This is a genomic window from Deinococcus metalli, assembly GCF_014201805.1.
Taxonomy (GTDB): domain Bacteria; phylum Deinococcota; class Deinococci; order Deinococcales; family Deinococcaceae; genus Deinococcus; species Deinococcus metalli.
Window position 1 is genome coordinate 83519 of sequence record NZ_JACHFK010000012.1, and the last position, 26593, is coordinate 110111.

Genomic DNA, 26593 nt, shown 5'->3' on the forward strand with positions numbered 1-26593 from the left:
TGAAACAATGGCGGCATGTGGACGCTGATTCTGAACTGCGGGAGCAGCAGCGTGAAGGTGGCGCTGCTGAGTCCCGGCGACGGCCGGGTGGCCCTGAGCGGGCTGGCCGAACGGCTCGGCTCGGAGGGCGCGGCGCTCCGGCTGGACGTGCAGGGAGAACGGCGCGTCCTGGCGCTGGGCACCGGCAGCTATGCGGAGGCCTTCGCCGCCCTGCTCGGTGAACTGGACGCCCTGGGCCTGCGCGCCGACGTGCGGGCGGTCGGGCACCGCGTCGTGCACGGCGGGGAGGCCTTCAGCGCCCCGGCGCTGATCACGCCCGAGGTGCTGGACGCCATCCGGGCGTGCTCGGCGCTGGCGCCGCTGCACAATCCGGCGAACGTCGCGGGCATCGAGGCGGCGCGCGCGGCGTTTCCGGGCCTGCCGCAGGTGGCGGTGTTCGACACCGCGTTCCACCAGACCATGCCAGAAGTCGCGTACCGCTACGCGGTGCCGGACGCATGGTACCGGCAGCACGCCGTGCGGCGCTACGGCTTCCACGGCACGTCGCACGCCTACGTGGCGCAGGAGGCCGCGGCGATGCTGGAGCGCCCGCTGGCCGAGCTGAACGTGGTCACCGCGCACCTGGGCAACGGCTGCTCGGTGTGCGCGGTGCAGGGCGGCCGCTCGGTGGACACCAGCATGGGCCTCACGCCACTGGAGGGCCTGGTGATGGGCACCCGCAGCGGCGACGTCGACCCGGGCCTGCACGACTTCATCGCCCGGCAGGCGGGCCTCAGCCTGGACCAGGTGACGGCCGCCCTGAACCGCGAGAGCGGCCTGGCGGGCCTCAGCGGGGTCAGCAACGACCTGCGCGAACTGGAGGCCGCCGCCGGGCGCGGGCACGCGGGCGCGCGGCTGGCGCTGGACGTGTTCGTGTACCGGCTGGCCAAGGGCGTGGCCAGCATGGCCGCCGCGCTGGGGCGCGTGGACGCGCTGGTCTTCACCGGCGGCATCGGCGAGAATTCCGTGCCGGTGCGGGCCGCCACCCTGGCCCGCCTGGGCGTGCTGAACGCGGGCGTGGACGACGCCGCCAACGCCCGCGCGGTGCGCGGCACGCCGGGCGTGATCAGCGCGCCGGGCCGCCTGCTCGCGCTGGTCGTGAACACCAACGAGGAACTCATGATCGCCCGCGAAACTGCCCGCACGCTGGGCGCATGACCGCGTTCCCCGAGGAGACCGCATGCAGACCCTCCTGATCGCCCCGACCCGCAACGGCGTGGGCCTGAGCAGCACCGCGCTGGGCCTCGCCCGCGCCCTGGAACGCCAGGGCCTGCGCGCCGCCTTCCTCAAACCCATCGCGCAGACCTACGAGACGACCCAGGACGATTCCGTGCACTTCGCGCGCACGGTCGCTCACCTGACCCCGCCCGAACCGATCCCGCTGGCCCGCGCCGAGGACCTCCTGAGCCACGGCGGGCAGGAAGACCTGATGGAGGAGGTCATCGCCCTGGCGCAGCACGCGGCGGGGCCCGGCGTGGACGTGCTGGTCGTCGAGGGCCTCGCGCTGAACGAGCGCAACGCCTACGCGGGCGCGCTGAACGCCGCGCTGGCCCGCAACCTGGGCGCGGACTCGGTGCTGGTGTCCTCTCTGTCGGGCGTGGGCGCGGCGGAACTGGTGGACGAACTGGAGATCGCCGCGGGCCAGCACCGCCGCAGCGACGGCAGCGGCCTGGCCGGGTATGTCCTGAACTTCGCTCCGGCAGGCCTGGATTACGGCGCGCTGCTGTCGGAACTTCGGTCGCGCAGTCCGCTGATCGCGCGGGGCGAGTTGCCGCTGCTGGGCGTGGTGGCGCTGTCGCCGGACCTGCAGTCCCCGCGCACGCTGGACGTCGCCCGCGCGCTGGGCGCAGCGTGGCTCAACGAGGGCGAGGCCCGGGTGCGCCGCGTGACGAGCACCGTCGTCACGGCGCGCAGCGTGCCGAAGATGGCGCACCTGCTGGGGCCCGGCGCGCTGGTCGTCACGCCCGGCGACCGCGAGGACGTCGTGATGGCCGCCGCGCTGTCGCACCTCAGCGGGGTTCCGCTGGCCGGCCTGATGCTCACGTCGGACAGCGTGCCGGAGGACAGCATCACCCAGCTGTGCGCCGCCGCACTGGGCCGGCCCGGCGTGCCCAGCGACCTGCCGGTCATGCGCGTGGGCACCAACTCCTTCCACACGGCGTCCGCCCTGTCGCGCCTGAGCCCGCGCGTGCCGCACGACGACCCGGAGCGCATGGAGCGCATGCTGGACTTCATCGCGGACCGGCTGGACACGCTGCCGCTCACGTCGCGGCTGCGCGCCCGCCCGGACGCCGAGCGCCGCCTGCCGCCCAGCGCGTTCCGCCACGAACTGATCCTGCGCGCCCGCGCCGCCGCCAAACGCATCGTGCTGCCCGAGGGCGACGAGCCGCGCACCGTGCAGGCCGCGATCCGCTGCACCGAAAAGGGCATCGCGCGCTGCGTGCTGCTCGCCCGCCCCGAGCGCGTGGCCCAGGTCGCGCAGGGCCAGGGCCTGAGCGTGCCGGACGGCCTGGAGATCATCGACCCGGACACCGTGCGCGAGCGCTACGTGGCCCCCATGGTGGAGCTGCGAAAGGCCAAGGGCCTGACCGCTCCGCAGGCCCTGGCGCAGCTCGAGGACAGCGTGGTGCTGGGCACCATGATGCTCGCGCTGGGCGAGGTGGACGGCCTGGTATCGGGCGCGGTGCACACCACCGCGAACACCGTGCGGCCGGCCCTGCAGCTCATCAAGACCGCGCCGGGCGCGTCGCTGGTGAGCAGCGTGTTCTTCATGCTGATGCCCGAACAGGTGCTGGTGTACGGCGACGCCGCCATCAACCCCAACCCGAACGCCGAGGAACTCGCGGACATCGCCATCCAGTCGGCCGACAGCGCCCGCGCCTTCGGGATCACGCCCCGGGTCGCCATGCTCAGCTACTCCACCGGCGAGTCCGGCAGCGGCGAGGACGTCGAGAAGGTGAAGGCCGCGACCGCGCTCGTGCGGCAGCAGCGCCCCGACATCAGCGTGGACGGGCCGCTCCAGTACGACGCCGCCGCCGTGCTCTCGGTGGGGCTCTCCAAGGCGCCGGACAGCCCGGTGGCCGGGCGCGCGACCGTGTTCATCTTCCCCGACCTGAACACCGGCAACACCACCTACAAGGCCGTGCAGCGCGCCGCCGGGGTGGTCGCGGTGGGACCGATGCTCCAGGGCCTGCGCAAGCCCGTGAACGACCTGTCGCGCGGCGCGCTGGTGGACGACATCGTGTACACCATCGCCCTGACCGCGATCCAGGCGACGCAGACCCAGGCGGCCGTCAGCGGTACAGATCAGCCCGGCTGAGGGGCACGTGGGCGCGCTGCTGCGCGTCGGGTTTGGCCAGCAGGCTCTGGTACAGGTGCAGGTTGCCGCGCTGGAAGGCGGGCACACAGGCGTTCAGGTACAGCCGCCACAGCCGGAAGCGCTGCTCACCCAGCACGGCGCGGGCGTCCTCGGCGTGGGCGTCCAGGTTGTCGGCCCAGCAGCGCAGCGTCCGGGCGTAGTGCTCGCGCAGGTTCTCGACGTCCCGGGCCTCGAAGCCGGCCTCGGTGGCGACCTTCAGGGTCTGCCAGATGGGCTGGAGTTCCCCGTCCGGGAAGACGTACTTGCCGGCGAAGTTGCCGCCCTCCACCCACTGCGGCAGGGTCCGCTGGTGGGGCGGCGCGCCGATGGCGTGGTTCATCATCAGGCCGCCGGGTTTCAGGGCGGCGTACGCGGTGCGGAAGTAGGTGGGCAGGTTCTTCGTGCCGACGTGTTCGGCCATGCCGACGCTGGAGATCTTGTCGAATGTGCCCTCGCTGCCGCCCAGCACGTCGCGGTAGTCGCGCAGGTCCAGCGTGACGAGGTCCTCCACGCCAGCGGCCTTCACGCGCGCCCGGCCCTCGTGCAGCTGTGCCCCGGACAGCGTGACGCCCAGCACCCGCACGCCGAAGTGCTGCGCGGCGTATATAGCCAGGCCGCCCCACCCGCAGCCGATGTCCAGCAGACGCTCGCCGGGCGTCAGGCGCAGCTTGCGGCAGAGGTACTCGAGTTTCGCCGTCTGGGCCTCGTCCAGCGTCTCGGTGCCGGTCGGGAAGTACGCGCAGGAGTACACCATGCGCGCGTCCAGCCACAGCCTGTAGAAGTCGTTCGAGACGTCATAGTGGTACTGGACCGCCTGCTGGTCGCGTTCGCGCGAGTGCGTGGGACCATCCAGCTTCGCAGTGATGCCGACCGGTTCGGGCGCGCCGGCCCCGGCACGGCGCAGGGCGGGCAGCAGCGGCAGCAGCCGCAACAGCGTGGTGGGCGTGAGTTCGAGGTCGTCGCCCAGCGCGGCCACGCTGCCCAGATCGCCCTCGACGTCGAAGTCGCCGCGCAGGTACGCCTCGCCGACCGAGACGTCGAGCGGGAAGCGCAGCATGCGGCCCAGCGAGTACTCGTGGTTCAGCACCAGGGTGGCGCGGGCGGGCTGCTGCGCGGCGGGCAGCACCGTGCCGTCCCAGAACCGCACGTCGAAGGTGCGCCGCGTGGGCAGCAGCACGTTCAGGATGTCCAGCGTCACGGCCTTCCGGTCGGCCTCACCGGGAGGTGGCCGCAGCGCCCGGCGGGCGGCGACTCCGGCGGCCACCCCGGCCACCACGAGCAGGGTACGCGGCGCGCCGCGGTGCGCCCGGGCCCGGGCGGCGGGAGCGGGTTCACTCGTCATACGCCACGGTAGGACGGTGCGGGCCGTGAATCGGGACGCAGCAGACGTTTTGCGTTAAGGCCGAGTTGAGCGTTGCGTGAAGCCCGGTCAGCTGCTGTGGGCCTGGAGTCAGCGGCGCCGGGCGAGCCACAGCAGGCTGATGCCCGCCACCACCGCGATCACGTCGGCGGCGTAGGCGGCGGGCACAGCCGCCAGTGCGCCCTTCTCGCCCATCACGCGGAACACGCTGCCGGTCGCGTAGTACGCGAAGCTCAGCAGCAGCGCCCACACCAGACCCAGGTTGCGGCCGGTGCGGAAACTGAACACCGCCAGCGCCGCCGCGAAGAACGCCAGGGCCAGCGCCGCGAGCGGCTGCGCGAACTTCAGGTGCAGCGCCGTGAAGTCGGCGGGGGCCTGCACGCCCTGCTGCCGGTACGCCCGGGTGCGCGCCAGCAGCTCCGGCAGCGGCGTGTCGATGGCCCTCTGCGCGCCGCCGCTGGTGTCCAGGTCGGCCTGCACGTCCTGCACCGGCAGCGTGCCGGTCTGGAAGCTGAGGACCGTCAGGGGCCGGCCGTCCTGGTACGTGATGCGCTGCCCGCCCTGGAGTTCCAGCACATTGCTGCCGGGCCGCAGGCGCCCGCTGCGCGCGGTGATGACCTCGCGGGGCGGCAGGCCCGGCTGCATCGCCACGATCCGCAGGTCGCGCAGTTCGCCGCCCGGCAGGATCTGGCCGACCGAGATCGCGCGGTCCAGCGCGTCCCGCAGCACCACGGTCTGTCTGCCCGGACCCTGGCCGTCCAGCCCGATCACACGCGGGTTGTCGAACACGATGCGCTGCTTGACCTTGCGGTCCTCGACCTTGGCGCGCGGCACGACGCCCTCGCCCAGTGCGAAGGCAAGGACCGTCACAGCCAGGCCGAGACCCAGCACCGGGCGGAACAGGCGGGTGGCGGGAATGCCGCTGGCCAGCGCGCCCTTGATCTCCGAATCCGCCGACAGGCGCGACAGGCCCAGCAGCGTGGCGAACATCAGCGCGATGGGGAGCGCGGTCGCGGTCGCCTCAGGGATGTTCAGGGCGACCGCGCGGGCGACCAGCAGCGGGTCGGCGCCCTTGGCGAGCAGAGGCGCGATCACGTCCGACAGCAGCGCGAGGACCAGCAGCAGGATCACCACCGCCAGCGCCCCGAAGAGCAGCGGCAGGATCTCGTTCAGTACGTACGCTTCGAAGCGTTTGACCCTCACGCCGGCGTCCTCACCGCAGCCGCCACGCGAGCGCGCCGGCCAGCAGCAGGAACACCGCGTTCGGCAGCCACGCCGCCAGCGTGGGATCCATGGCCCCGGCGCGCGCCAGGCTGGGCACGGTCGTCCACAGCACGTAGAACGCCGCGATGAACACGACCACGCTGGCAAAGGCAGCGGCGCGGTTGCGGATCAGCAGGCCCAGCACGCCGGCCGCGGCGGCGAACACCAGCGCGGTCAGCGGATCGGCGTAGCGCGTGGCGAGCTGGAAGGTGTAGTCGCGGCGCTGGGTGTCATCCAGCGTGCCGCTCGCCAGGACGCGGCGCAGGTCGGACGTCACCAGCTGCCGCGAGTCCTGTACGGGCGGTTCCAGCGTGTCGCCCTGCGGCAGCACCAACGGCGTGGACCGGTGCACGGGGTCCTGGCCGGGCCGCACGATCCACGCGTCCTGAAGCGTCCACGTGCGCCCGGCAGTGTCCCACGTGCCGCTGCTGGCCGTGATGGTCTCGTCGCCGCGCTGCACCATCACGCCCTGGAGCTGCGCGACGCTGGCGCTGCCGCTGTCCGTGGTCACGCGGCCGGCGTAGTACAGCGCGCCGGGCGGGGCGTAGGTGTACTTGTCCTGCTGCGGCGCGGGCGGCGGGCTGTCGTAGATGTCGTACCACGCCTTGTTGAACCACACGTCCAGCCCGGCCGGCACCAGCCGGTCCGCGTTGAAGAAGGCCAGCGCGCCCACCACCGCGAAGGGCAGCGCGAGCGGCCACACCAGATTCAACGGCCGGATGCCGCCTGCGCTGATCGCCTTGAGTTCGCTGTCCTGCTGCATGCGCGAGAACGCCAGCAAGATGGCGAACGCCACGGCCATCACCAGCGCCTTGTTCAGGAAGCTGGGCAGGATACTCAGAAACGCGAAGGCCGCCTTGCCGAAAGGCGCGTGGTAGGAGATCAGATTCGAGACGGTGCTGCTCAGCGCGTCGGTCATCTGCAGGATCATGAACAGCGCGATGCCGGCTCCATACCAGCGGAGAACCTCCTTCAGGACGGAGCGGGTGAGCAGCGGCACGCGCCGGATTCTAGCGGCCCGGCATGAGGACGGGGCCGGGGAGTGTCTCCCGGCCCCTGGAACGTGAGCGTGAGTGTCAGCCTGCCTGGGTCGGCAGCGGCGTTTCCCAGCCCAGCCGCTCGCGCCGCGCGACGAACTGGTGGAGTTTCAGGATGGCGTCGTTGCCCTGTGCGCCCTTCTCCTGGATGGCGCGGGCGGTGGCGGTGTCCAGGTAGGCCAGGCGCAGCAGTTCGGTGCTGCTCAGGCCGTCGCGGGTCTGTTTCACGCCGCGCTCGCGGCGGATGGTCGCGGAGTCCGTGCCGAGCACGCTGCGGTTGCTGATCGAACCGAGTTGGCCGTACACGTTGCCCTCGCCGCCGTGCCGGGCGACGGTGCTCATCAGTTCGCGGCGGGCGTGGGTGCTCTCCAGGCGGGCGGTCAGCCAGCGCCTCGCCTCGGGATCGGGGTTGCGTTCGGCGACCTGGGCGGCCAGCCGGACGTCGCCCTGCATGGCGCGCACCAGCAGGTCCTGGGCGCGTTTGCGCCAGCGCCTGGCCTGAGGCGTGTCCAGCGTGAAGGCCAGCCGCGCGAAGTCCGGCACGCTCAGGGTGGGTTCCGGCCCGACGCCGAAGTCGCGCGGCTCGGCGCCGAGGTCGTGTTCCTGGGCCAGGGCATTCCACTCGCGGTCGGCCACGCCGAGCTGGCTCAGGGCGGTGGGAGCATGGAGGAGTCCGTCGGCGCTGATGGGCAGCCGGACGGTGCCGAATTCAAGGGTCAACGGAGCGTTCTTCATGCGAATATCTTAGCATGAATTATGCCAATAGCATAATCGGAAGCTGACTCTGTCTTCACACTCAAAAGGCAATAATCGACGTCTCAGACAGGGTTTCGAGAAGGCGTCGCAAGCCCACTCATCGCCGGATCATCCGTGGATTGAACCGACTCGCCGGCGCTGTCCGCAGCGGCGTTCTGTCCACGCCCGGCGGGGGGTCACCGGACCCGACAGGACGCTCTGGGTCAGCGGGCAATAAAAAAGCCGCCCAGCGGGCGGTGATGTCCGAAACTATAGCGCGGTATTCACGATCCGTCAAATCTATCCAGTGCTTGGTCGTGGATTCAAAGGCATGACAGGAGTTCAATGGAGTATGAATGCTCCACCCTGCACCGCGTGCGGTGGCGTCTACACCGTCAAGAATGGTCATGCTCACACCGGGAGACAACGCTACTTGTGCCGGGTCTGCGGGCATCAATTCACCATCCATCCTCCGCACCATCGCATTTCGGCCGAAACAGAGGAACTGGTGGATCGTTTGCTGAGCGAACGCATCTCGCATCGAGGCATCTGCCGCGTGACTGGGGTGAGTCGTTCTTGGTTCCGTCGCCATTTGATGAAGCTGCACGGCATCGTGCAGCACGGCTTTGAGCTCGTTGACGACTCCGCAAAAAAACAATGAGCACTCCAGCACCAGCGACGCTGGTGCTGGAGTGCGATGAGTTATGCACCTTTGTCGGTCGCCATGACCGCCCACGCTGGATTTGGTTGGCGATGGATCGGGCCACCCGACGTATCGTCGGCTGCTTCATTGGCCAACGAGACGCGCCTGGCGCATTCGGATTGTGGCAGAGCATCCCAGCGCCCTACCTTGACGCGGTGTGTCACACCGATGGTTTGCGCTTCTATCGCGGCGTAGTCTTCGGTGCGTTGCACCGGATCGGCGGTACCCAGCACATCGAACGCGATGGCGCCACATTACGCCTGAGATTGGCCCATCTGGTGCGTCAATCCCTGTCCTTTAGCCGTCAGCAGACCACCCTCGAAACCCTCGTCTGGCTCTTTCTTCACCGCTACAACACGTCATTATCTTGAATGCCACGACCCAGTGCTTCCAAGCAGGACGTCGCCCAGTTTCAGCAGCGCGGCGTTCCAGTAGAACGGCAGGTGCTGGCGCTCGGGCCCGGCCGGGACGTTGCCATGGGAGACCTCCAGCCGCGTGCCGTCTCCCTCGGGCGTGAGGGTAAACTGCACCACGGGGAGGTCCGCCCCGGTGTAGGGGCGGCCGGACAGGGACGTCCAATACGTGAAGCGCACAAGGCGCACCGGCACCACCTCCAGCACCGTGCCGCGGTTCTCGAAGGGCACGCCATGCAGGTCGCCGGTCATGTGCAGGGACGCGCCGACCGTCCAGGTCACGGCGATGTGCAGCGGGAAGTCGGCCATCCAGCCGGCCATGCGCTGCGGGGTGACGATCGCCGGCCACACCAGGGCCGGTGCGACGGGCAGGAGGATCTCCCGCCGCACGGCTTCGCGGGGCGTTCCAGCCGTCATGCCAGCGGGGTCCTCGCACGGGTCTCGCGCCGGATGACCTCCAGCCAGTTCACGGCGACGTACAGCGGCACGAACGCCAGTGCGGTGGTGCCAATGCCCAGCAGCGCGGCGATCACCGCCGTGGGCGCCCTGCCTGGCACGGCTCCGAGGAAGACGCCCAGCGCCGTGATCGGCACCACGTACGGCACCATGGTCGTGGCCGCCACCGTCAGCAGCACGCCCCACATGGCGCGCACGCCCAGATCGCGCCGACCGACCCACACGCCGTACGCCAGGATCGTGGCGGCGGCCAGCACGCCGGCACTGGTGCCGCCACCGCCCAGGGTGATGGTCTGGTTCATTCCCACACGGTAGACCTGCCGGCCGCCGCGCGGTGCGTCAGGTCGCGTGGCGGATGCACGCAACGCCCGCGCAACGCCGCCCGGCGCACCCTGCGGTCATGAACCGACACCTGCGGTCCGCTGCGCTGCTCGTCCTCGTGTGTGCCCTGCTGAGCGCGTGCGGGAGCAGTGGTGCGGGCACACCGACCCCGGCGGCCATTCCCGGCACCACGCTGAGTTTCGCGCTGGAGGAAGGGGCGCTGGGGAACTCCGCGTGGACCTACGGGGCCGGCACACTGACGCTGCGGGGCCTGGACACCACGAACACCAGCGTGCCCGGCCCGGTGATCGCCACGGCCAGCGTCAACGCCCTGGGGATGGGCAGCGTGAGCCTGCCGGGCAGTGCCGGCGGCATCGTTGCCAAGACGAACCTGTCCCCGAAGGCCGCGCCGCAGGTGATCGGCGACCTGTCCTCGTCGTGTCTGTCCACCGTGACCGAATCCGCGCCGGGCACGCAGGCGCTGCTCGTGACCGGCGCGGACTTCGCCTCGAACCAGGGCGGGGTGGCGCTGAACGAGGTGACCATCACCCCGAAAGGCTCGGAATTCGTCAGCACCCGCCACGTCCCGGTCTTCGTCACGCAGGACGACACGGTCAGCGGCTCGCTGAAGTGCAGCTCCAAGATCACGATCTCGCTCGACCTGCCGTTCAAGAAGGGCTGGAACATGCTGCTGGTCACGGTCGACTTCGCGGCCGGGACCTTCGCCTTCAGTCTGGATAGCGGCACCTCGCTGCACTACATCCCTGAAACGAACTGACCCCGAAGCGGAGGGGCGGCCCAGACCCGGCGCCGCCCCTCTCCCCTCCCCCGCGTTCAGTTGTGCGTCATGTCGAGCGGGACGACCCACTGCGCGAACTCGTCCTCGGTGACGTAGCCCAGGGCAAGGGCGGCGTCCCGGAGACTGCTGCCCTCCTTGTGGGCCTTCTTGGCGATGGCGGCGGCCTTGTCGTAGCCGATGTGCTTGTTCAGGGCGGTGACCTGCATCAGGTTGACCGAGAGGTTGTGCTCGATCCGCTCGACGTTCGGTTCGATGCCTACCGCGCAGTTGTCGTTGAAGGCGAGGCACGCGTCGCTGATCAGGCGGACGCTCTCCAGCACGGCGTGCACCATCACCGGCTTGAACACGTTCAGCTGGAAGTTGCCCTGGCTGCCGGCGAAGGCGACGGTGGCGTCGTTCCCGAACACGCGGGTGGCGACCATGGTCATGGCCTCGCTCTGGGTGGGGTTCACCTTGCCGGGCATGATGGAGCTGCCGGGCTCGTTCTCGGGAATGGTGATCTCGCCGATGCCGTTGCGGGGGCCGCTCGCCAGCCAGCGGACGTCGTTTGCCATCTTCATCAGCGCGCCGGCCAGGGTGCGCAGCGCGGCCGAGGTCTGCACCAGGGCGTCGTGGGCGCTGAGGGCCGCAAATTTGTTCTCGGCCGAGCGGAACGCGAAGCCGGTCTCCTCGCTGTACTTCTGCGCGGCCAGATCGCCGAACTGCGGGTGGGCGTTCAGGCCGGTGCCGACCGCCGTGCCGCCGATGGCGAGGTCGAGCAGGCCCTCACCCGCGTGCCGCACCTGCTCAAGCGCGTAGTCGAGCTGCGCGACCCAGCCGCCGATCTCCTGCCCCAGCGTGATGGGCGTGGCGTCCTGGAGGTGCGTGCGGCCCACCTTGACCAGCCCGGCGTAGGCCTTCGCCTTGGCGTCCAGCGTGTTCCGCAGGGTGCCCACCGCGCCGTACAACCGCTCGTTCAGCTCCAGCACCACCGCGATGTGCATGGCGGTCGGGAAGGTGTCGTTGCTGCTCTGGCCGCGGTTGACGTGGTCGTTGGGGTGCACGGGCTTCTTCGAGCCCAGCTCGCCGCCCGCGATCTCGATGGCGCGGTTGGAGATCACCTCGTTGGCGTTCATGTTGCTCTGGGTGCCCGAGCCGGTCTGGAAGACCACCAGCGGGAAGTGGTCGTCGAGCGTCCCGGCGATCACCTCGTCGGCCGCCTGCACGATCAGGTCGGCGATGTCGCGCGGCAGTTCGCCCAGATCCGCGTTCGCCTGCGCCGCTCCCTTTTTCAGGATGCCCAGCGCGCGGATGACCGGGCGGCCCCACACGAAGGTGTCGCGGCCGATCGGGAAGTTGTGGATGCTCCGCTCCGTCTGGGCGCCCCAGTAGCGGCTGGCGTCCACGTCCAGCGTGCCCATCGTGTCGGACTCTTTACGGGTGTTCGTCATGACGCTCCAGTGTATAGGCGCGGGCGAGACCCCCGGCGCGGCGGCGGGTCCTGTCTTGAAGAAAAGCGACGTCCGCCCCCGACCGTTCGGTGGAGGCGGCCGCAGACGCCGTCTGCCACAGTGGAGCCGTGGCCCGCCGCGTGCTTCCGCCCTCCCCGGCCCTGACGGGGCTGGTGCAGGTGTACTGGCTGCTGGTCGAGGACCATCCGCGCGCCGAGCAGCACGTGTTCCTGCCCGAGCACACCGCGCACCTGACCTTCCACGCGGGGCGCTCGTGGGCGCTCGGCCCCGGAGGGGTGCGGACGCCCCTGCCGCGGGCGACGCTGGACGGCCTGGTCGTCACGCCCGCGCACGTGCTCTCGGAGGGGCCGGTGCGGGCGCTGCGGGCGGAACTGTACCCGTGGGCGGCGCGGCAGCTGTTCGGCTGGAGCTACCCGGACGGGTCGCTGGACCTGCTCTCGGGCGCGGCGGGGCCGGACGCCGTGCCGGCGGCGCGCGGCATCATGGCGGCCCTGACCGCACATGACGACGACACGGCAGTGGGTCTGCTGGACAGCTGGCTGCGGCGCCGGCTGACCGCGCAGGGCCGCCCGCCCGGCGCCGGCGTGCAGGCGGCCGTGCAGCTCTACCACAGCGGCGGACAGCGCCGGGTGGGTGACCTGGCCGATGACCTGGGCCTGAGCGCCCGCACGCTGGAGCGGCAGTTCGCCCAAGAGGTCGGGATCGGCGCGAAGACCCTGGCGCGCCTGATCCGCTTCGAGTCGGCGCACAACGCCCTGTCGCACGACCCGCAGACCCCGCTGGCCGCCCTGGCCTACGACCTGGGCTTCGCCGACCAGGCCCACCTGACCCGCGAGTTCCGCGCCCTGGCGGGCCTGACCCCCGGCACCTACGCCACCCTGAGCGCCCGGCGGCCGCGCGACCCGGACCCGTCCTCCCAGGCCGACCCGCGCGTGGTGCTGCCCGCGTTGCCCGGCGAGGGCCGCCTGTAACGGCCCCGCGCTGTCGGTTTTCTTCAAGCTGGCCGGCCCACGTCACGCCTAGCCTCTCAGCATGACCGAGCCTGCCCCCCGGACCGCCCCGCCGCTCCTCTTCCTGCTGACCACCGCGTTCCTGTTCTCCATCGGGATGACGCTGGTGTTTCCCGTGCTGCCCTTCATCGTGATGCAGTACGTGCCGGACGTGCCCCGTCAGGCGGGCGTGATCGGCGCACTCACCGCCGTGTTCGCGCTGCTGTCGTTCTTCTCCGCACCCGTCATGGGCGCGCTCAGCGACGCCTACGGGCGCCGGCCAGTGCTGCTCGTCAGCCTGCTCGGCTCGGCGGTGGGCTACGTGCTGTTCGGCATCGGTGGCAGCCTGTGGATCCTGTTCCTGGGCCGCGCCATTGACGGCCTGACCGCGGGCGGCATGAGCGCCCTGTTCGGGTACATCGCCGACCACACCAGCCGGGAGGAACGCGGGAAGGTCTTCGGCCAGATCGGCGCGACCGTCGGCGCGGGCTTCATCATCGGCCCGGCCATCGGCGGCCTGCTGTCGCACCTCAGCCTGAGCGCCCCCATGTACGCCGCCGCCGCGGTGTGCGTGCTGAACACCGTGTGGGGCGCGCTCGCCATGCGCGAGACCCGCCCGGCCCGCAGTGAGCGCACGCCCTTTACCGCCGCGCACCTGAACCCGCTGCTACAGCTCCGCGGCGTCCTGGCATACCCCGTGATCCGCCGCCTCGTGACCGTCAGCGTGCTGTTCATCGTGCCCTTCTCCATCATGGGTGTCAGTAACGCGCTGCTCGCCCGCGACGTGCTCGGCTGGGGTCCGGGGCAGGTCAGCACGCTGTTCATCGTGGTGGGCGTGGCGGACATCATCGCGCAGGGCTTCTTGCTGCCGCACCTGATCCGGTGGCTGGGCGAACGCGGCGTCGCGCAGCTGGGCCTGGGCCTGGGCGCCACGGGGCTGGTGTGCCTCGCGCTGCTGCCCGTGCTGGCCGCCGCGCCGCTGGCGTACGTCGGCGTGCTGCTGTTCGCCACGGGCGAGGGCATCTTCAACGCCGCGCTGGGCACGCTGCTCTCCATCTCCGCGCCGGACGACGCGCAGGGCCGCGTGCAGGGCGGCTCGCAGGCGTTCGGGTCGCTGTCGCAGATCGCCGGGCCGCTGGCGGGCGGCGCGCTGTACTCCCGCTTGGGCCCCGGCGCCACGTACGCCGCCGGCGCCGCGATGGTGCTGGTCGCCCTGGCCGTACTGACGGGCAGCCGCACGCCCGCCACGCCGCACCACGAGGTCGAGGCCGCGGGCTGACCGGACGACGAAGCGGGCCGGACCTCACCGTCCGGCGCGTCGCCGCGCTCCCCTCCCCGGCCGGATGGCGGATGTGCGGCGGGTCACCCGGATGCCACAGTGACGCATGGCGTACCGCGAATTCCCCCCGGATGCCCGGCTGCGCGGGCTGGTGCGCACGTACTGGCAGGTCGAGGACTACCACGACGTGGACCAGCAGGAACACCTGTTCATGCCGGAACGCACGGTGCGGGTCACGTTCTACGCCGGAGCGTCCTTCCAGACCTTCGAGCGCGGCGCCACGCCGCAGCGTATGCCGGACGCCACGCTGTACGGCCTGAGCCTCGCGCCGCAGCGGGTGGTGTCGGTGGGGCTCACGCGGGCGCTGGGCGCGGAACTGTACCCGTGGGGCGCGCGGCAGCTGCTGGACTGGGACGCCGGCGAGCGCGAGATCGACCTCAGCGTCCGTTTCCCGCAGGTCAGTGCAGAGATCTGCGCGCTGCTCGCCCTGAACGACTGGACCGGAGCGCGCGAGCGGCTGGACGCGTGGCTGCTGTCGCGGTGGACGTTGGGCGCCCGGGAGCCGGGCAAGGCCGTGCACGCGGCGGCGCAGCTGTACCTCAGCCTGGGCACCGCCAGGATCGGTACGCTGGCCGACGAGCTGAACGTCAGCCCCCGGCAGCTCGAGCGGCAGTTCGTGCAGCAGGTGGGCGTGAACGCCAAGACGCTGGCCCGCCTGATCCGCTTCGAGGAAGTCCACAACCGCCTGTGGGGCCACCCGGATCAGCTCCTCACGGACCTCGCCTACGACCTGGGCTTCGCCGACCAGGCCCACCTGACGCGGGAATTTCGCGCGCTGAGCAGCATGACGCCGGGCGCCTTCGCCCGCATGACGGCCCGGCGCCGCGGCGAACGTGGCCCCGAGGCCGAGTGGACCATTCCCGACCCGACCGGCACGTTCTCGGACCTCATGGACCTGGGCGGCCCCGCCTCGACCCGTCTCACCGGGTGACGGCGCGGCCTCACCGTGCCGCCCACGCAGTCGGCCGCCCCGGGCTTTGACACAATGCCGGTCATGACCCTGGTGGATGTCGCCATCGTCGGTGCCGGCCCGGTGGGGCTGGCCGCCGCCATCGCCTGCAAACGCGCGGGCCTGACCTACGTGGTGCTGGAGAAGGGCTGCGTCGTCAACGCGATCTTCGAGTACCCGACGTACATGACATTCTTCACGACCGCGCCGGAACTCGAGATCGGCAACCACCCGATGGTGACCGGGCACGACAAGCCGGACCGCCGCGACGCCCTGATGTACTACCGGCTGGTCACGCAGCGCGAGGCGCTGAACGTCGAGCAGTACACCGAAGTCACGCACGTACACGCGGCGCCGGCGGGCTTCACGGTGGCCGTCGAGAAACGCGACGGCACGCCGGGCGTGGTGGAGGCGCGGCGCGTGATCGTGGCCACCGGCTACTACGACAACCCCCTCGCCCTCGGCATTCCCGGCGAGGACGGCGAGAACGTCAGCCACTACTACACCGAGGCGCACCCCTTCCTGGGCCTGGACGTGACCGTGATCGGCGCCGGCAACTCCGCCGCCGACGCGGCCCTGGACCTGTGGCGCGGCGGCGCGCGGGTCACCATGGTCGTGCGTGCCCCGGAACTCAAGAGCACCATCAAGTACTGGGTGCGTCCGGACCTGGAAAACCGTATCAAGGAAGGCAGCATCGCCGCGCACTTCAATTCGCGGGTCGTGGAGATCGGCCAGGACGCCGTGCTGGTGCAGCGCAAGGACGGCACCACTTTCGAATTGCCCACGCACTTCACCTTCGCCCTGACCGGGTACCGCCCGGACCTGTCGTTCGTGTCGGACCTGGGGCTCGCCACGCAGCCGGACGGGTGCCTGGTGCTCAGCGCGGACTACGAGAGCAGCGTGCCGGGCGTGTACGTGGTGGGCAGCGCGGGCTTTGCCGGCAGGACGAACCAGGTGTTCATCGAGAACGGCCGTTTCCACGCGGACCACGCGGTCGCGGCGATCGCCCGTGACCTCGTGCCGGCCGCCGAAGCGGCGCGCTGAAGCGGCCCGGCGCTCACCGCGCCGTCAGTGGGGCATGAAATACTCCGCCGTATGACGTTTCGCCCGCTGCTGGCCCTGAGCCTCGGCCTGATCCTGCACGCCGGACTGGCGCAGGCGCAGGCTCCCGTCATCCCGGCGCTGCCCCCGGAAACGGCGCCGGAGCCGGCACCCGGCGCTCCGCCCCAGGACGCTCCGGTCGAGACCCCCCCGCCCCCCGAGACGCCGGTGGTCACGCCGCCCACCGAGCTGCCGCCGGCCGGAGGAACGCCAGTGCCGACTCCGCCGCCGCTGGTGCCCACGCCGGCGCCGCAGCCGACCCCGCCTGCCCCCACCCCGCAGGTGGAGGCGACACCGCCCATCAGCACGGCGCCGCTGCTGATCACCGTGGACAGCACATGGCCCGCGCTGGTGGACGGCAAGGTCACGACCGTGCCGTACTCGCGCACGCTGACCATTCCCGGCGCGCGGGCCGCGCAGCTGCGGCAACGCGGCGTGATCACGGCCAGCCTGGACGCTGACCTGACCGCCTTCGTGGCCTCGCTGCCGCTCAAGCCGCAGGACGCGCGGTTCGAGGAACAGTGGGACGGCTGGGCCGTCGTGCAGCGCAACGGCCTGACCATCGACCTGGCGGCCACGCGCCGGAACGTGCTGGCTGCCCTGACGGCCCCGCAGGGCGTGAAGGCGGCGGTGGTCGTCACCGGCCAGACCGCGCCCGCGCGCACGCTGGAATACTTCCGCAGCCGCGGCATCACCACGCTGCTGAACACCGGCGAGACCAACTACTACGGCAGCAGTCCAGCCCGCGTGACGAACATCCACGTCGGGGCGGGGCATTTCAAGGACCGGCTAGTGGATGCCTCCACCGTGTCGTTCAACGAACTGGTCGGCCCGGTGACGACGCAGACCGGCTTCGTGACGGGGCTGGTGATCGCCGGTGAGCGCACCGCGAACGGCGTGGGCGGCGGCATCTGCCAGGTGAGCAGCACCGTCTTCCGCGCGCTGTACGGCGCGGGACTGCCGGTGCTGCAACGCCAGAATCACTCGTACCAGGTGCACTACTACGATCCGCAGGGCCTGGACGCCACCATCTACCAGCCGTCCCTGGACCTGAAGTTCCGCAACGACACCGGCGGCGCCCTATGGTTCCAGACCGAGTGGGACGATGCGCAGTCCCGCCTGAGCGTCAGCGTGTTCGGTAAGGCGCGCGATTTCACTGTGGAACTCGGCACGCCGCGCACGCTGAAGACCACGCCCTCGCCCGCCGACCGCCTGCTTCCGGACCCGACGCTGGCGAGCGGGCAGCGTCGGCAGGTGGACTGGGCCGCGCCGGGCGCGGTGATCGAGGTCACGCGGTCGTTCGTGAAGAATGGCAAGGCCTTCAAGCAGGACGTGCTGCGCTCGTCGTACCGCCCGTGGCCGAACATCTACCTGGTGGGCACGCGCCGCTAACCGGGCCAGCACACAGCAGTGAGGGGAGAGGCCGTGACGCCTCTCCCCTGCCCTATGGGGACGGCGCTACTCCGCGCTGTAACCGAGCAGTTCGAGAATCCGGTCGAGTTCCTCACGGCTGGCATAATTCAGCTCCACGCGCCCCTTATCGGCCCCGATGATTTTCACGCGGGTGCCGGTGCGGCGGCTGAGGTCAAGCTCCACCTGCCGGTAGGCGCGGGGCGGGTTGACCTTCACGGGCTGGGGCGTCCGCGCCTCGCGCTTCAGGCCCTCGGACTCGCGGACGTTCAGGCTCCGGGCACGGATCTGCTCCAGGGCCCACAGCCGGTCTCCCTCCGGCTGCGCCAGGATCGCGCGCGCGTGGCCGGCGCTGATCTCCCCGGCTTCGAGCGCACCGAGGGCCGGGGCCGGCAGGCTGAGCAGGCGTAGCGCGTTGGCGACGGTGCTGCGGCCCTTGCCGACCGCCTGCGCCACGCCCTCCTGGTTCAGGCCGTGGTCCAGCAGCGCCTGGTACGCGCGCGCTTCTTCCAGCGGCCCCAGGTCCTCACGCTGGAGGTTCTCAACGATTGCAATTTCCAGCGCGTCCCGATCTGCCAGGTCGCGGATGATGACCGGCAGCTCGGTGAGTCCAGCGAGCTGGCTGGCGCGCCAGCGGCGCTCGCCGGCCACGATCTCGAAGGCGTCGCCGCGCGGCCGCACGAGCAGCGGTTGCAGCACCCCCTTCTCGCGGATGCTCTGGGCGAGTTCGGCGAGCGCGCCGGACTCGAACACCTGACGGGGCTGGTACGCCGCCTGCACGATCCGGTCGATCTTCAGAGTCTGCACCTGGGGACCGGTCGCCTCGGCCGCCGGGCGCGCCAGCAGCGCGTCCAGGCCGCGCCCGAGACTAGATTTTTTCGACACGTTGCAGCACCTCCTCGGCCAAGCGCTTGTACGACGCCGCGCCACTCGATAGCGGCGCGAAGGCGTTGATGGGCTTGGCGTAACTGGGGGCTTCCGAGAGGCGGACGTTGCGCGGCACCACGGACCAGAACACGAGTTCCCCGAAGTGCTGGCGCACCATCGTCTCGACTTCCTGCGACAGGTTGGTGCGGCCGTCGAACATCGTCAGTACCACACCCAGCACCTTCAGGCGCGGGTTCAGCCCCCCCTGCACCCGCTCCACCGTCTCCATCAGGCCGGCCAGCCCCTCCAGCGCGTAGTACTCGGCCTGGAGCGGGATCAGCAGGGCGTCCACGGCGGCCAGCACGTTCACCGTCAGCGGCCCCAGGCTGGGCGGGGCGTCCACGATCACGAGGTCATAGTCGCGGACGCTCGCCAGCAGGCGGCCCAGGGCGTCCGGGTCGTCGGCCAGTTCGACGCCCGCCCCAGCCAGATCCGGCGTCGACGGCAGGACGTCCAGCCCCGGCTGGGCAGTCGTGCGGCTGTACTCGGCTGTCCGGGACGGATCGCCCAGCGCCTCGTACAGGCCGTGCTCAGCGCCGCGCAGGCCCAGACCGCTGGTGGCGTTGCCCTGCGGATCCATGTCCAGCAGCAGCACGCGCCGCCCACCCGCCGCCAGGTAGGCGGCGAGGTTGACGGCCGTCGTGGTCTTGCCGACGCCACCTTTCTGGTTCACGATTCCGAGGGCTTTCAAGGAGTCACCGTCACTTCGCCCTCCAGAATAGCGGCTGCTGGGTCGGCACACCCTCGCGTCTGGGGTAGCGCGCCGGGGTGGCTCGCACCTTGCGCACCACCACCAGCGTCCGGGCGTCGCCCAGCACCGGCAGCAGGAACGGCGTCGCCTCCTCCACCTCGCCCCCGACCTCGGCCGCCGCGTTCGCCCCCGCGTCGAGTTCCTCCTCGGTAATGGCGCCCTTCTGCGCGACGAGCAGCCCGCCCTCGGCCAGCAGCGGCAACGCGAGTTCCATCAGGATCGGGAGGGCGGCCACCGCACGCACCACCACCCGGTCGTAGCGCTGCCGGTGCTCAGGACTGCGGCCCAGCGTCTCCGCGCGGCCCACCATCGGGTGGACGGTGTCGAGGCCCAGCGCCTGCGCCGTTGCGCGCACGAAGTCCACCTTCTTGCGGATCGAGTCGAGCGGCGTGATCCGCAGCTCCGGCCGCAGGATCGCCAGCGGCAACGACGGAAAGCCCGCACCGGTGCCGATGTCAACCACCCGCAGGTCACCATCCAGATGACCGCCGTTCAAGCACGACGCCGAGTCCACGAAGTGCTTCAGGACGATGTCCTCCTCCGTTTTCAGCGCCGTGAGGTTCACGCGCTCGTTGCCTTCCTGCAACAGATCAAGAAGCCGAGCAAACAGCGCCATCTGATCGTCTGTGGCACCGAGTCGCAGCGCGTTCAGGCCGCGGCGCAGCAGGGCGCTTCCTTCCGGCGTCACAGGTGGTACCGCGCCTTCATGTCGCTATAGCGCTCGTAGGCGTGGGTGTCAATCTCGGCCAGCGGCAGGGCGTCCAGCAGTGGCACCACCGTGTCGCGCAGCAGCGGGCCGCGCACCATCCACTGGTAGTACGACCGGCCACCGTGCTGATACGGCCCGTACAGTTTCGAGCCCGGCACCAGATCGACGAGTCGGTGGAACAGCGCTTCATGCCGCGTGTGCATCCGCACCGTGATCTGCGGCTGCTTGCCGTCGCCGCCGAAATGGCCCTCACCGATCAGGATGCCCACCAGCAGGCCCGTCTCGAATGCCTCCATACTCCCTCCTGTTTCACCGTCAAGTTTCCCGTGAAACATGCGGAGCGTCAAGACGCGAGCTGTTGTTTCACCGTCACGTTTCCCGTGAAACACCGTGACGCTTCAGGTGCACCAGCAGCGCACTGATGTCGGCGTGACGCACGCCGGACAGCCGCGACGCCTGCGCCAGCGTGGCAGGGGCATGACGAGTCAGCTTCTCGCGCCCCTCGTTGGACAACCCCTCGACGGCGGCGTAGGCCACGTCCGCGAGCGACAGCTGCTGTGCGCGCTGTTCCGCCGCGACCTGCCCCTCGGCACGCTGGATGTAGCCCTCGTACTTGACGCGGATCTGCACGGCATCGCGCTCGGTTCCGCTGAGGGATGGCAGGGTGGCGCCCATCGCCTCAACATCATCCAGGCCGAACTCGGGACGGCGCAGCCATGCGTCGGCGGTTTGCCCGTTCAGACGCTGCGACCTGAGGGCACTGATCGCGGCCCCGACGCGCCCGTACTTCTCCTCGACGCGGCTGAGTTCGTGCCGGTCGATCAGCCCCAGGGCGTGGCCTGCCGCCGCCAGCCGCTCGTCCGCGTTATCCTGGCGGCACAGCAGGCGGTGTTCCACACGGCTCGTCATCATGCGGTAAGGCTCGTCGCTGCCCTTGAACACCAGATCGTCCAGCATCACGCCCAGGTAGCCGCTCTCACGCTCAAAGGCGTGCGGTGCCAGACCGAGCGCGCGGCGAGCCGCAGACAGCCCGGCCACCAGGCCCTGGGCCGCCGCCTCCTCGTAGCCGCTGGTGCCGTTGAGCTGGCCGGCCGTGAACACGCCGGGCAGGAAGCGGGACTCGAGCTGGAGCGTCAACTCGGTCGAGTCCACCACGTCGTATTCCACGGCATATGCGTAGCGCTGGATCACGGCCGACTCGAAGCCCGGCAGCGTCCGGACGAGCACGTCCTGCAGGTTCGGGGGCAGTGAAGAGCTGAATCCCTGGAGGTAGACCTCGCTGGTCTGCACTCCATCGGGTTCCACGAACAGCAAGTGCCGATCGTGATGGGCGAAGCGCACGACCTTGTCCTCGATGCTCGGGCAGTAGCGCGGGCCACGGCCATCGATGTCACCGGCGTACATGGGCGACTCGTGCAGGTTCTCCTGGATCAGCGCATGCGTCCGAGCGGTCGTATGTGTCTGCCATGTGGGGGACTCGGTCGCACGTGGCGACGGAGATCCGGTAAATCCGCTGGGCCGCGGGTCGGCCGGGATTTCCAGCAGGGACGCGAAGTCGACCGAATCGGCGCGCACCCGGGGCGGCGTGCCAGTCTTGTACCGCTTCAGGATATGGCCGCCGGCCGCCAGGGGCGACGAGAGGAACCGCGACGGCGGCTCGCCCTGCCGCCCCTCGGGCCGGGAGTGGCGGCCATACCACGTCACGCCGCGCATGAATGTCCCGGCGGCGACCACCACGCTGCGCGCGTGGAAGCGCCGGCCGTCGGACGTCACGACGAACCACCCGCCGCGGTCGTCCGGTTCCAGATCGGCCGCCTCGCCGCGCAGCACGTCCAGCGCCGGGTGCCCCAGGATCACGTCCTGCGCGTGTTCCGCGTAGGCGTCGCGCTCGTTCTGCACGCGCAGTGACTGCACCGCCGGACCCTTACTGGCGTTCAGCATTCGGGTGTGGATGGCCGTGGCGTCCGCCAATCGGCCCATCAGGCCGCCCAGGGCCTGGATCTCGAAGACGAGCTGACTCTTGCCCGGCCCGCCGACCGCCGGGTTACACGGCATGCGGCCGATGGTGGCCGGATTGCCGATCAGCAGGGCCGTGCGGCACAGCTTGGCGGCCGTCCATGCCGCCTCCAGGCCCGCGTGCCCGCCACCAATTACCAGGACGTCCCAGTCGCTCATCTCAACCGGGCAGTGTAGGGCCTCTGGACATCGGAAAGGGTGACCTGCGCCGCTGCTGAACGGAGTGCAGCGCCAGGCTAGGCTGCCCACGCCCATGTCCACAGATGGCGGACGGCCACCGTACCCATGCGCTCATGCCCCTGCGGCTAGAATGCCAAACAAGTGTTTTCTAGACAGATTGGTTCCGGCGGCCGCGCCGCCGTGCCTGGAGGAGGCTCCTGCCCGTGATCGATCCCCATACCCCTGATCCCATCCAGTACGTCGGTGAGGACGGGACGCCCGTTTTGGCCCTACCAGAGCGGTTTACACCCGCGCTGCTGCGGGAACTGCACCGCGACATGCTGCGCGCCCGCGAGTTCGACCGCAAACTCATCACGCTGCTGCGCCAGGGCCGCACCACCTTCTATGCCCAGTCGAGCGGCATGGAGGCCACGCAGGTGGGGCTGGCGCGCTCGCTGCGGGCCGGGCACGACTGGGTGTGGCCGTACTACCGCGACCACACCCTCGCGCTGTCGATGGGCGTGCCGATGTACGAACTCATCAGCCAGTGCCTGGGCACGAACTCCGATCCCTGCCGCGGCCGCCAGATGCCGCACCACTTCGCGTCGGCGGCACTGAAATTCGTGTCGATCAGTTCCAGCATCGCGTCGCAGGTGCCGCCTGCGGCCGGGAGCGCCATGGCGCAGAAGTACCTCGGCACCGACGAGATCACGGTGTGCACCTTCGGGGACGGCGCCACCAGCGAGGGCGACTGGCACGCCGGCATGAACATGGCGGGCGCGAACCAGGCCCCGTGCCTGTTCGTGTGCGAGAACAACCAGTGGGCGATCAGCACCGGCGTGCGCCAGCAGACGGCCAGCGCCACCATCCACATCAAGGCGCAGGCCTACGGCATGCCCGGGTACTACGTGGACGGCAACGACATCGTGGCCGTGATGGAGGTCTGCGCGCACGCCGCCGAGCGCGTGCGCCGGGGAGACGGGCCGGCGCTGGTCGAGTGCCTCACGTACCGCGTGGGCTCGCACAGCAACGCGGACGCCGACGCGGAAAAGCAGTACCGCACCCGCGAAGAGGTGGGCGTGTGGCTGGCACGCGATCCGATCCTGCGGCTCGAGAAGCTGCTGGAGCACCTGGGCGAGCCCGTGAGCCCCGAGGAGCGCGCCGCCCTGATCGCACAGACGCACCGGGAGGTCGATCAGGACGTGCTGCGCGCCGAGGCGACCGGCCAGCCAGACTGGCGGATCATCTTCGAGGACGTGTATGCGGACCTGCCGTCGCACCTGCGCGACCAGGCGGCGGCGCTGCGGGCCGAGCAGGAGGGAGCGCGCGCATGACGGCCACCCAGGAGAAGGCGACCCCGACCCCGGTGGGTGAGACGCGCACCATCAACCTCATCCAGGCGATCACCGAGGCGCTCGCCGAGGAGCTGGACCGCGACCACCGGGTGGTGCTGTTCGGCGAGGACGTCGGGGCGCGCGGCGGCGTGTTCATGGCGACGGCGGGCCTGCAGGCGCGCTTCGGCCGGGAGCGCGTGTTCGACACCCCGCTCTCCGAGGCGAGCATTGTCGGGGCGGCGGTGGGCATGGCCGCGCGGGGCCTGCGGCCGGTCGCGGAGATCCAGTTCGCGGACTACATGGGGCCGGGCTTCGACCAGATCATCAGCCAGGCGGCCAAGCTGCGCTACCGCAGCGGCGGGCAGTTCACGTGCCCGCTGGTGATCCGCACGCCGTCGGGCGGCGGCGTCAAGGGCGGGCACCACCACAGCCAGAGCCCCGAGGCGTACTACACGCACACGCCCGGCCTGAAGGTCGTGATGCCCAGCACGCCCTACGACGCCAAGGGGCTGCTGAAGGCGGCGATCCGCGGCGAGGACCCCGTCATCTACTTCGAGCCCAAGCGCCTGTACCGCGCGTCCAAGGGCGAGGTGCCCACGCACGACTACACGGTGCGGATCGGTGAGGCCGCCGTACGCCGCGAGGGCACCGACCTGAGCCTGATCGGCTACGGGGGCGTGATGCCGGACGTGGAACGCGCCGCCGAGGCCCTGGGCGCCGAGGGCGTGAGCGCCGAGGTGATCGACCTGCGCTCGCTGGTGCCGTGGGATCAGGACGCTGTGGTGCGCTCGGTACAGAAGACCGGCCGGGCGGTGCTCGTGAGCGAGGCGCCGCGCATCGGCAACTTCATGGGCGAGGTCGCCTACGTGATCCAGGAGCGGGCCTTCGACTCGCTGCTGGCGCCGGTGGGACAGGTGGCGGGCTTCGACACGCCGTATCCGTATGTGCAGGACCGCGTGTACCTGCCCGGCCCGAACCGCATCCTGGCCGCGTGCGTGCGGGCGCTGAACCACTGATGCGCCCGCCGGCCAAGCGCGGGAGCAGGGGAGGGGAGAGGCCGCCCGTGAAACTCGACGTCTCCCGCGCCGTGCTGGGCCCGGTGGGGCTGGCCATCGGCTTCGCGCTGTACGCGGGGGCGGGGCGGGTGGACGAACCGTGGCGGAGCGTGCTGGTCGGCGCCATGTTCGCCCTGCTGGGCGGCGCGGCGTTCGCGTACGCGCGCGGGGAACGCTGGATCCAGGGCCTGGGGATCGTGCTGATCGCCTACGGCCTGCTGCGCGCCACCGTGCTGCGCTGAAACGACTTACCTTGGGGGTCACCGACGTGAAAGAAGTGCTGTTGCCGGAACTGGCAGAGAGTGTGGTGGAGGGCGAGATCCTCAAGTGGCTGGTCGCGGAGGGCGACGTGATCGCGCTGGAGCAGCCCCTGTGTGAGGTCATGACCGACAAGGTGACGGTGGAACTACCCAGCCCCGTGGCGGGCGTCCTGAGCCGGCGCCTCGCGCAGGAGGGCGACGTGGTGCCGGTCCACGCGGCCATCGCGCTGATCGACGAGGGCGGCACTGGGGCCGCCGGGAGCGCCGCCCCGGCCGCCACGCAGGCGATTCAGGACAGTGCCGGGAACGCCGTGCCCGCCGCTCTGCCCGTGCAGGCCCAGGAGGAGCGCGACGCGGTGGCCGAGCCCGGCGGCAGCATCGTGGAGGCCGGCCACCTGGCGGGCAAGGCGGACGACGACTCAGGTAGCCTGTTCCGCGCCTTCGCGTCCGACGAGACCGTGAAGGTGCAGGGCCTGGGCGAGCGCAGCGGCAGCGGCGCGCCGGGCAGCGTGACCGCCGGGACCGGAGTGCTGAACCGCGAGCCTGTGGCCACCCGCGCCGACGGCCGCGTGCTGGCCGTGCCCGCCGCGCGCCAGCTCGCCCGCGAGCGGGGCATCGATCTGGGGCAGGTGCGCGGCAGTGGCCCGAACGGCCGCATCCGCGTGCAGGACGTCGAGGCGCACAGCAGCCCAGCGCCCGTCCCAGCGGCGGCTCAGGCCGTTCCGGCCGGGATGCCCACCCCCACGGCGCAGCCCGTCCCGGCCCCCGCGCCCGCCAGCCCAGCTCCCACCGCGCCCAGGGTCGGCGGCCTGCCCGTACCGCCCGTGCCGTACCGCACTCCGAAGGGCTACGAGCACCTGGAAGACCGCGTGCCGCTGCGGGGCATGCGCCGGGCGATCAGCACGCAGATGCAGGCCAGCCACCTGTACACCGTGCGGACCCTGACGGTGGACGAGGTGAACCTCTCGAAGCTGGTGGCCTTCCGCGCGCGCGTGAAGGATGAGGCGGCGGCGGCCGGCGTGAAGCTGTCGTACCTGCCGTTCATCTTCCGGGCGGTGACCGCCGCGCTGCGCAAGTACCCCAGCCTGAACTCGTCGTTCGACGAGGCCACCGGCGAGATCGTGATGAAGCGCTACTTCAACATCGGCATGGCTGTTGCCACCGACGCGGGGCTGACCGTGCCGGTGCTGCGCGATGTGAACCACAAGAGCATCTTCGAGCTGGCGCGCGAGGTCGGCGATCTGGCCGCCCGCGCGCAGGCTGGGAAGCTCCAGGCAGACGAGCTGGCCGGCAGCACCTTCTCGGTCACGAACATCGGCTCGATCGGGGCGCTGTTCTCCTTCCCGATCATCAACGTGCCAGACGCCGCGATCCTGGGTGTCCACTCCATCCAGAAGCGGCCCATCGTGAACGCGGCGGGCGACATCGTCGCGGCGGACATGATGTACCTGTCGCTGTCCTTTGACCACCGCCTGGTGGACGGCGCCGAGGCCGCGCGCTTCTGCAAGGAGGTCATCCGTCTGCTGGAGGAGCCGGACCGCCTGATGCTCGAGGCGCTGTAGCGGGGGAGGGGAGAGGTAAAGGGAATCTCAGGGACCGGCCGGCCCCGGTCAAGGGCGCGTCAGCTTGAAGCGCTAGCGTGACCGGTGCGTGGACGGC

At 70.7% G+C, this 26593-nt stretch carries 26 protein-coding genes; 14 read left to right on the forward strand and 12 right to left on the reverse strand.

Annotated elements, in window-relative coordinates:
* Positions 1-15: 15 nt before the first annotated feature.
* Positions 16-1197 carry an acetate kinase gene (locus HNQ07_RS19240; RefSeq protein WP_184114838.1) on the forward strand — a complete coding sequence of 394 codons (1182 nt, stop codon included), beginning with the start codon at positions 16-18 and terminating at the stop codon, positions 1195-1197.
* Positions 1198-1219: 22 nt separating this feature from the next.
* Complete coding sequence (gene pta / locus HNQ07_RS19245) at positions 1220-3358, forward strand: phosphate acetyltransferase (protein ID WP_184114840.1); 2139 nt, start codon at positions 1220-1222, stop codon at positions 3356-3358.
* Here pta and HNQ07_RS19250 read toward each other — a convergent pair.
* The 4 genes from HNQ07_RS19250 to ddrC all read right to left on the reverse strand — a co-directional run bounded on the left by HNQ07_RS19250 (position 3333) and on the right by ddrC (position 7792).
* Positions 3333-4739 (reverse strand): class I SAM-dependent methyltransferase, encoded by a 1407-nt coding sequence (locus HNQ07_RS19250; protein WP_184114842.1) that lies wholly within the window; start codon positions 4737-4739, stop codon positions 3333-3335. The two genes, pta and HNQ07_RS19250, sit on opposite strands and share 26 nt — an antisense overlap.
* A 108-nt stretch (positions 4740-4847) precedes the next feature.
* Positions 4848-5960: an LptF/LptG family permease gene (locus HNQ07_RS19255; protein WP_184114844.1), complete on the reverse strand. Its 1113-nt coding sequence runs from the start codon at positions 5958-5960 to the stop codon at positions 4848-4850.
* A gap of 10 nt (positions 5961-5970) precedes the next feature.
* A complete protein-coding gene (locus tag HNQ07_RS19260) occupies positions 5971-7020 on the reverse strand; it encodes an LptF/LptG family permease (RefSeq protein ID WP_184114846.1) in 1050 nt (349 codons plus the stop codon).
* A 76-nt stretch (positions 7021-7096) separates the two neighbouring features.
* Positions 7097-7792 (reverse strand): DNA damage response protein DdrC, encoded by a 696-nt coding sequence (gene ddrC / locus HNQ07_RS19265; RefSeq protein WP_184114848.1) that lies wholly within the window; start codon positions 7790-7792, stop codon positions 7097-7099.
* A gap of 352 nt (positions 7793-8144) precedes the next feature.
* Here ddrC and HNQ07_RS19270 point away from each other — a divergent pair, with 352 nt between their 5' ends.
* Positions 8145-8453: an IS1/IS1595 family N-terminal zinc-binding domain-containing protein gene (locus tag HNQ07_RS19270; protein WP_184114850.1), complete on the forward strand. Its 309-nt coding sequence runs from the start codon at positions 8145-8147 to the stop codon at positions 8451-8453.
* On the forward strand, positions 8450-8866 hold the full coding sequence (locus HNQ07_RS19275) for an IS1 family transposase (protein WP_184114852.1): 417 nt from the start codon (positions 8450-8452) through the stop codon (positions 8864-8866). The genes HNQ07_RS19270 and HNQ07_RS19275 overlap by 4 nt, the downstream gene beginning before the upstream one ends.
* Here the strand turns inward: HNQ07_RS19275 and HNQ07_RS19280 are convergent.
* Positions 8858-9325 (reverse strand): SRPBCC family protein, encoded by a 468-nt coding sequence (locus tag HNQ07_RS19280; protein ID WP_184114854.1) that lies wholly within the window; start codon positions 9323-9325, stop codon positions 8858-8860. The two genes, HNQ07_RS19275 and HNQ07_RS19280, sit on opposite strands and share 9 nt — an antisense overlap.
* The gene (locus HNQ07_RS19285; protein WP_184114856.1) at positions 9322-9666 is read right to left on the reverse strand and encodes a hypothetical protein; all 345 of its coding nucleotides are present in this window, start codon (positions 9664-9666) and stop codon (positions 9322-9324) included. Before HNQ07_RS19285 ends, HNQ07_RS19280 begins: the two co-directional genes overlap by 4 nt.
* Before the next feature lie 98 nt (positions 9667-9764).
* Between HNQ07_RS19285 and HNQ07_RS19290 the strand changes: the two genes are divergently transcribed.
* A complete protein-coding gene (locus tag HNQ07_RS19290; RefSeq protein ID WP_184114858.1) occupies positions 9765-10463 on the forward strand; it encodes a hypothetical protein in 699 nt (232 codons plus the stop codon).
* Between the two features lie 56 nt (positions 10464-10519).
* Here the strand turns inward: HNQ07_RS19290 and fumC are convergent, their stop codons facing one another.
* Positions 10520-11914: a class II fumarate hydratase gene (gene fumC / locus HNQ07_RS19295; protein ID WP_184114860.1), complete on the reverse strand. Its 1395-nt coding sequence runs from the start codon at positions 11912-11914 to the stop codon at positions 10520-10522.
* Between the two features lie 140 nt (positions 11915-12054).
* Between fumC and HNQ07_RS24475 the strand changes: the two genes are divergently transcribed.
* The 5 genes from HNQ07_RS24475 to HNQ07_RS19320 all read left to right on the forward strand — a co-directional run bounded on the left by HNQ07_RS24475 (position 12055) and on the right by HNQ07_RS19320 (position 17705).
* Positions 12055-12906 (forward strand): AraC family transcriptional regulator, encoded by an 852-nt coding sequence (locus tag HNQ07_RS24475; protein ID WP_268245906.1) that lies wholly within the window; start codon positions 12055-12057, stop codon positions 12904-12906.
* Positions 12907-12967: 61 nt separating this feature from the next.
* On the forward strand, positions 12968-14203 hold the full coding sequence (locus HNQ07_RS19305; protein WP_184114864.1) for an MFS transporter: 1236 nt from the start codon (positions 12968-12970) through the stop codon (positions 14201-14203).
* Positions 14204-14309: 106 nt separating this feature from the next.
* A complete protein-coding gene (locus tag HNQ07_RS19310) occupies positions 14310-15194 on the forward strand; it encodes an AraC family transcriptional regulator (RefSeq protein ID WP_184114866.1) in 885 nt (294 codons plus the stop codon).
* Between the two features lie 63 nt (positions 15195-15257).
* Complete coding sequence (locus HNQ07_RS19315) at positions 15258-16256, forward strand: YpdA family putative bacillithiol disulfide reductase (RefSeq protein ID WP_184114868.1); 999 nt, start codon at positions 15258-15260, stop codon at positions 16254-16256.
* 51 nt (positions 16257-16307) lie between these two features.
* Complete coding sequence (locus HNQ07_RS19320) at positions 16308-17705, forward strand: VanW family protein (protein ID WP_184114870.1); 1398 nt, start codon at positions 16308-16310, stop codon at positions 17703-17705.
* Positions 17706-17771: 66 nt separating this feature from the next.
* On the opposite strand, the gene parB is transcribed toward HNQ07_RS19320, so the two are convergent.
* The 5 genes from parB to mnmG all read right to left on the reverse strand — a co-directional run bounded on the left by parB (position 17772) and on the right by mnmG (position 22285).
* The gene (parB, locus tag HNQ07_RS19325) at positions 17772-18608 is read right to left on the reverse strand and encodes a ParB/RepB/Spo0J family partition protein ParB (RefSeq protein WP_184114872.1); all 837 of its coding nucleotides are present in this window, start codon (positions 18606-18608) and stop codon (positions 17772-17774) included.
* Positions 18592-19341, reverse strand: a complete 750-nt coding sequence (locus tag HNQ07_RS19330) for a ParA family protein (RefSeq protein WP_184114874.1) — start codon at positions 19339-19341, stop codon at positions 18592-18594. Before HNQ07_RS19330 ends, parB begins: the two co-directional genes overlap by 17 nt.
* A 10-nt stretch (positions 19342-19351) precedes the next feature.
* Positions 19352-20089 (reverse strand): 16S rRNA (guanine(527)-N(7))-methyltransferase RsmG, encoded by a 738-nt coding sequence (gene rsmG / locus HNQ07_RS19335; RefSeq protein WP_184114876.1) that lies wholly within the window; start codon positions 20087-20089, stop codon positions 19352-19354.
* The gene (locus HNQ07_RS19340; protein WP_184114878.1) at positions 20086-20406 is read right to left on the reverse strand and encodes a hypothetical protein; all 321 of its coding nucleotides are present in this window, start codon (positions 20404-20406) and stop codon (positions 20086-20088) included. Before HNQ07_RS19340 ends, rsmG begins: the two co-directional genes overlap by 4 nt.
* A gap of 73 nt (positions 20407-20479) precedes the next feature.
* Positions 20480-22285, reverse strand: a complete 1806-nt coding sequence (mnmG, locus tag HNQ07_RS19345; RefSeq protein WP_184114880.1) for a tRNA uridine-5-carboxymethylaminomethyl(34) synthesis enzyme MnmG — start codon at positions 22283-22285, stop codon at positions 20480-20482.
* Positions 22286-22509: 224 nt separating this feature from the next.
* Here mnmG and HNQ07_RS19350 point away from each other — a divergent pair, with 224 nt between their 5' ends.
* From HNQ07_RS19350 to HNQ07_RS19365, 4 genes are read left to right on the forward strand one after another with little or no spacing between them, the layout of a single operon-like run.
* Positions 22510-23619 (forward strand): thiamine pyrophosphate-dependent dehydrogenase E1 component subunit alpha, encoded by a 1110-nt coding sequence (locus tag HNQ07_RS19350; protein WP_184114882.1) that lies wholly within the window; start codon positions 22510-22512, stop codon positions 23617-23619.
* Positions 23616-24635 (forward strand): alpha-ketoacid dehydrogenase subunit beta, encoded by a 1020-nt coding sequence (locus tag HNQ07_RS19355; RefSeq protein ID WP_184114883.1) that lies wholly within the window; start codon positions 23616-23618, stop codon positions 24633-24635. Before HNQ07_RS19350 ends, HNQ07_RS19355 begins: the two co-directional genes overlap by 4 nt.
* Positions 24636-24682: 47 nt before the next feature.
* Positions 24683-24916: a hypothetical protein gene (locus HNQ07_RS19360; protein ID WP_184114885.1), complete on the forward strand. Its 234-nt coding sequence runs from the start codon at positions 24683-24685 to the stop codon at positions 24914-24916.
* Positions 24917-24942: 26 nt separating this feature from the next.
* Entirely contained in the window at positions 24943-26496 is a 1554-nt protein-coding gene (locus tag HNQ07_RS19365; RefSeq protein WP_184114887.1) for a dihydrolipoamide acetyltransferase family protein, read from the forward strand.
* Positions 26497-26593: the final 97 nt, after the last annotated feature.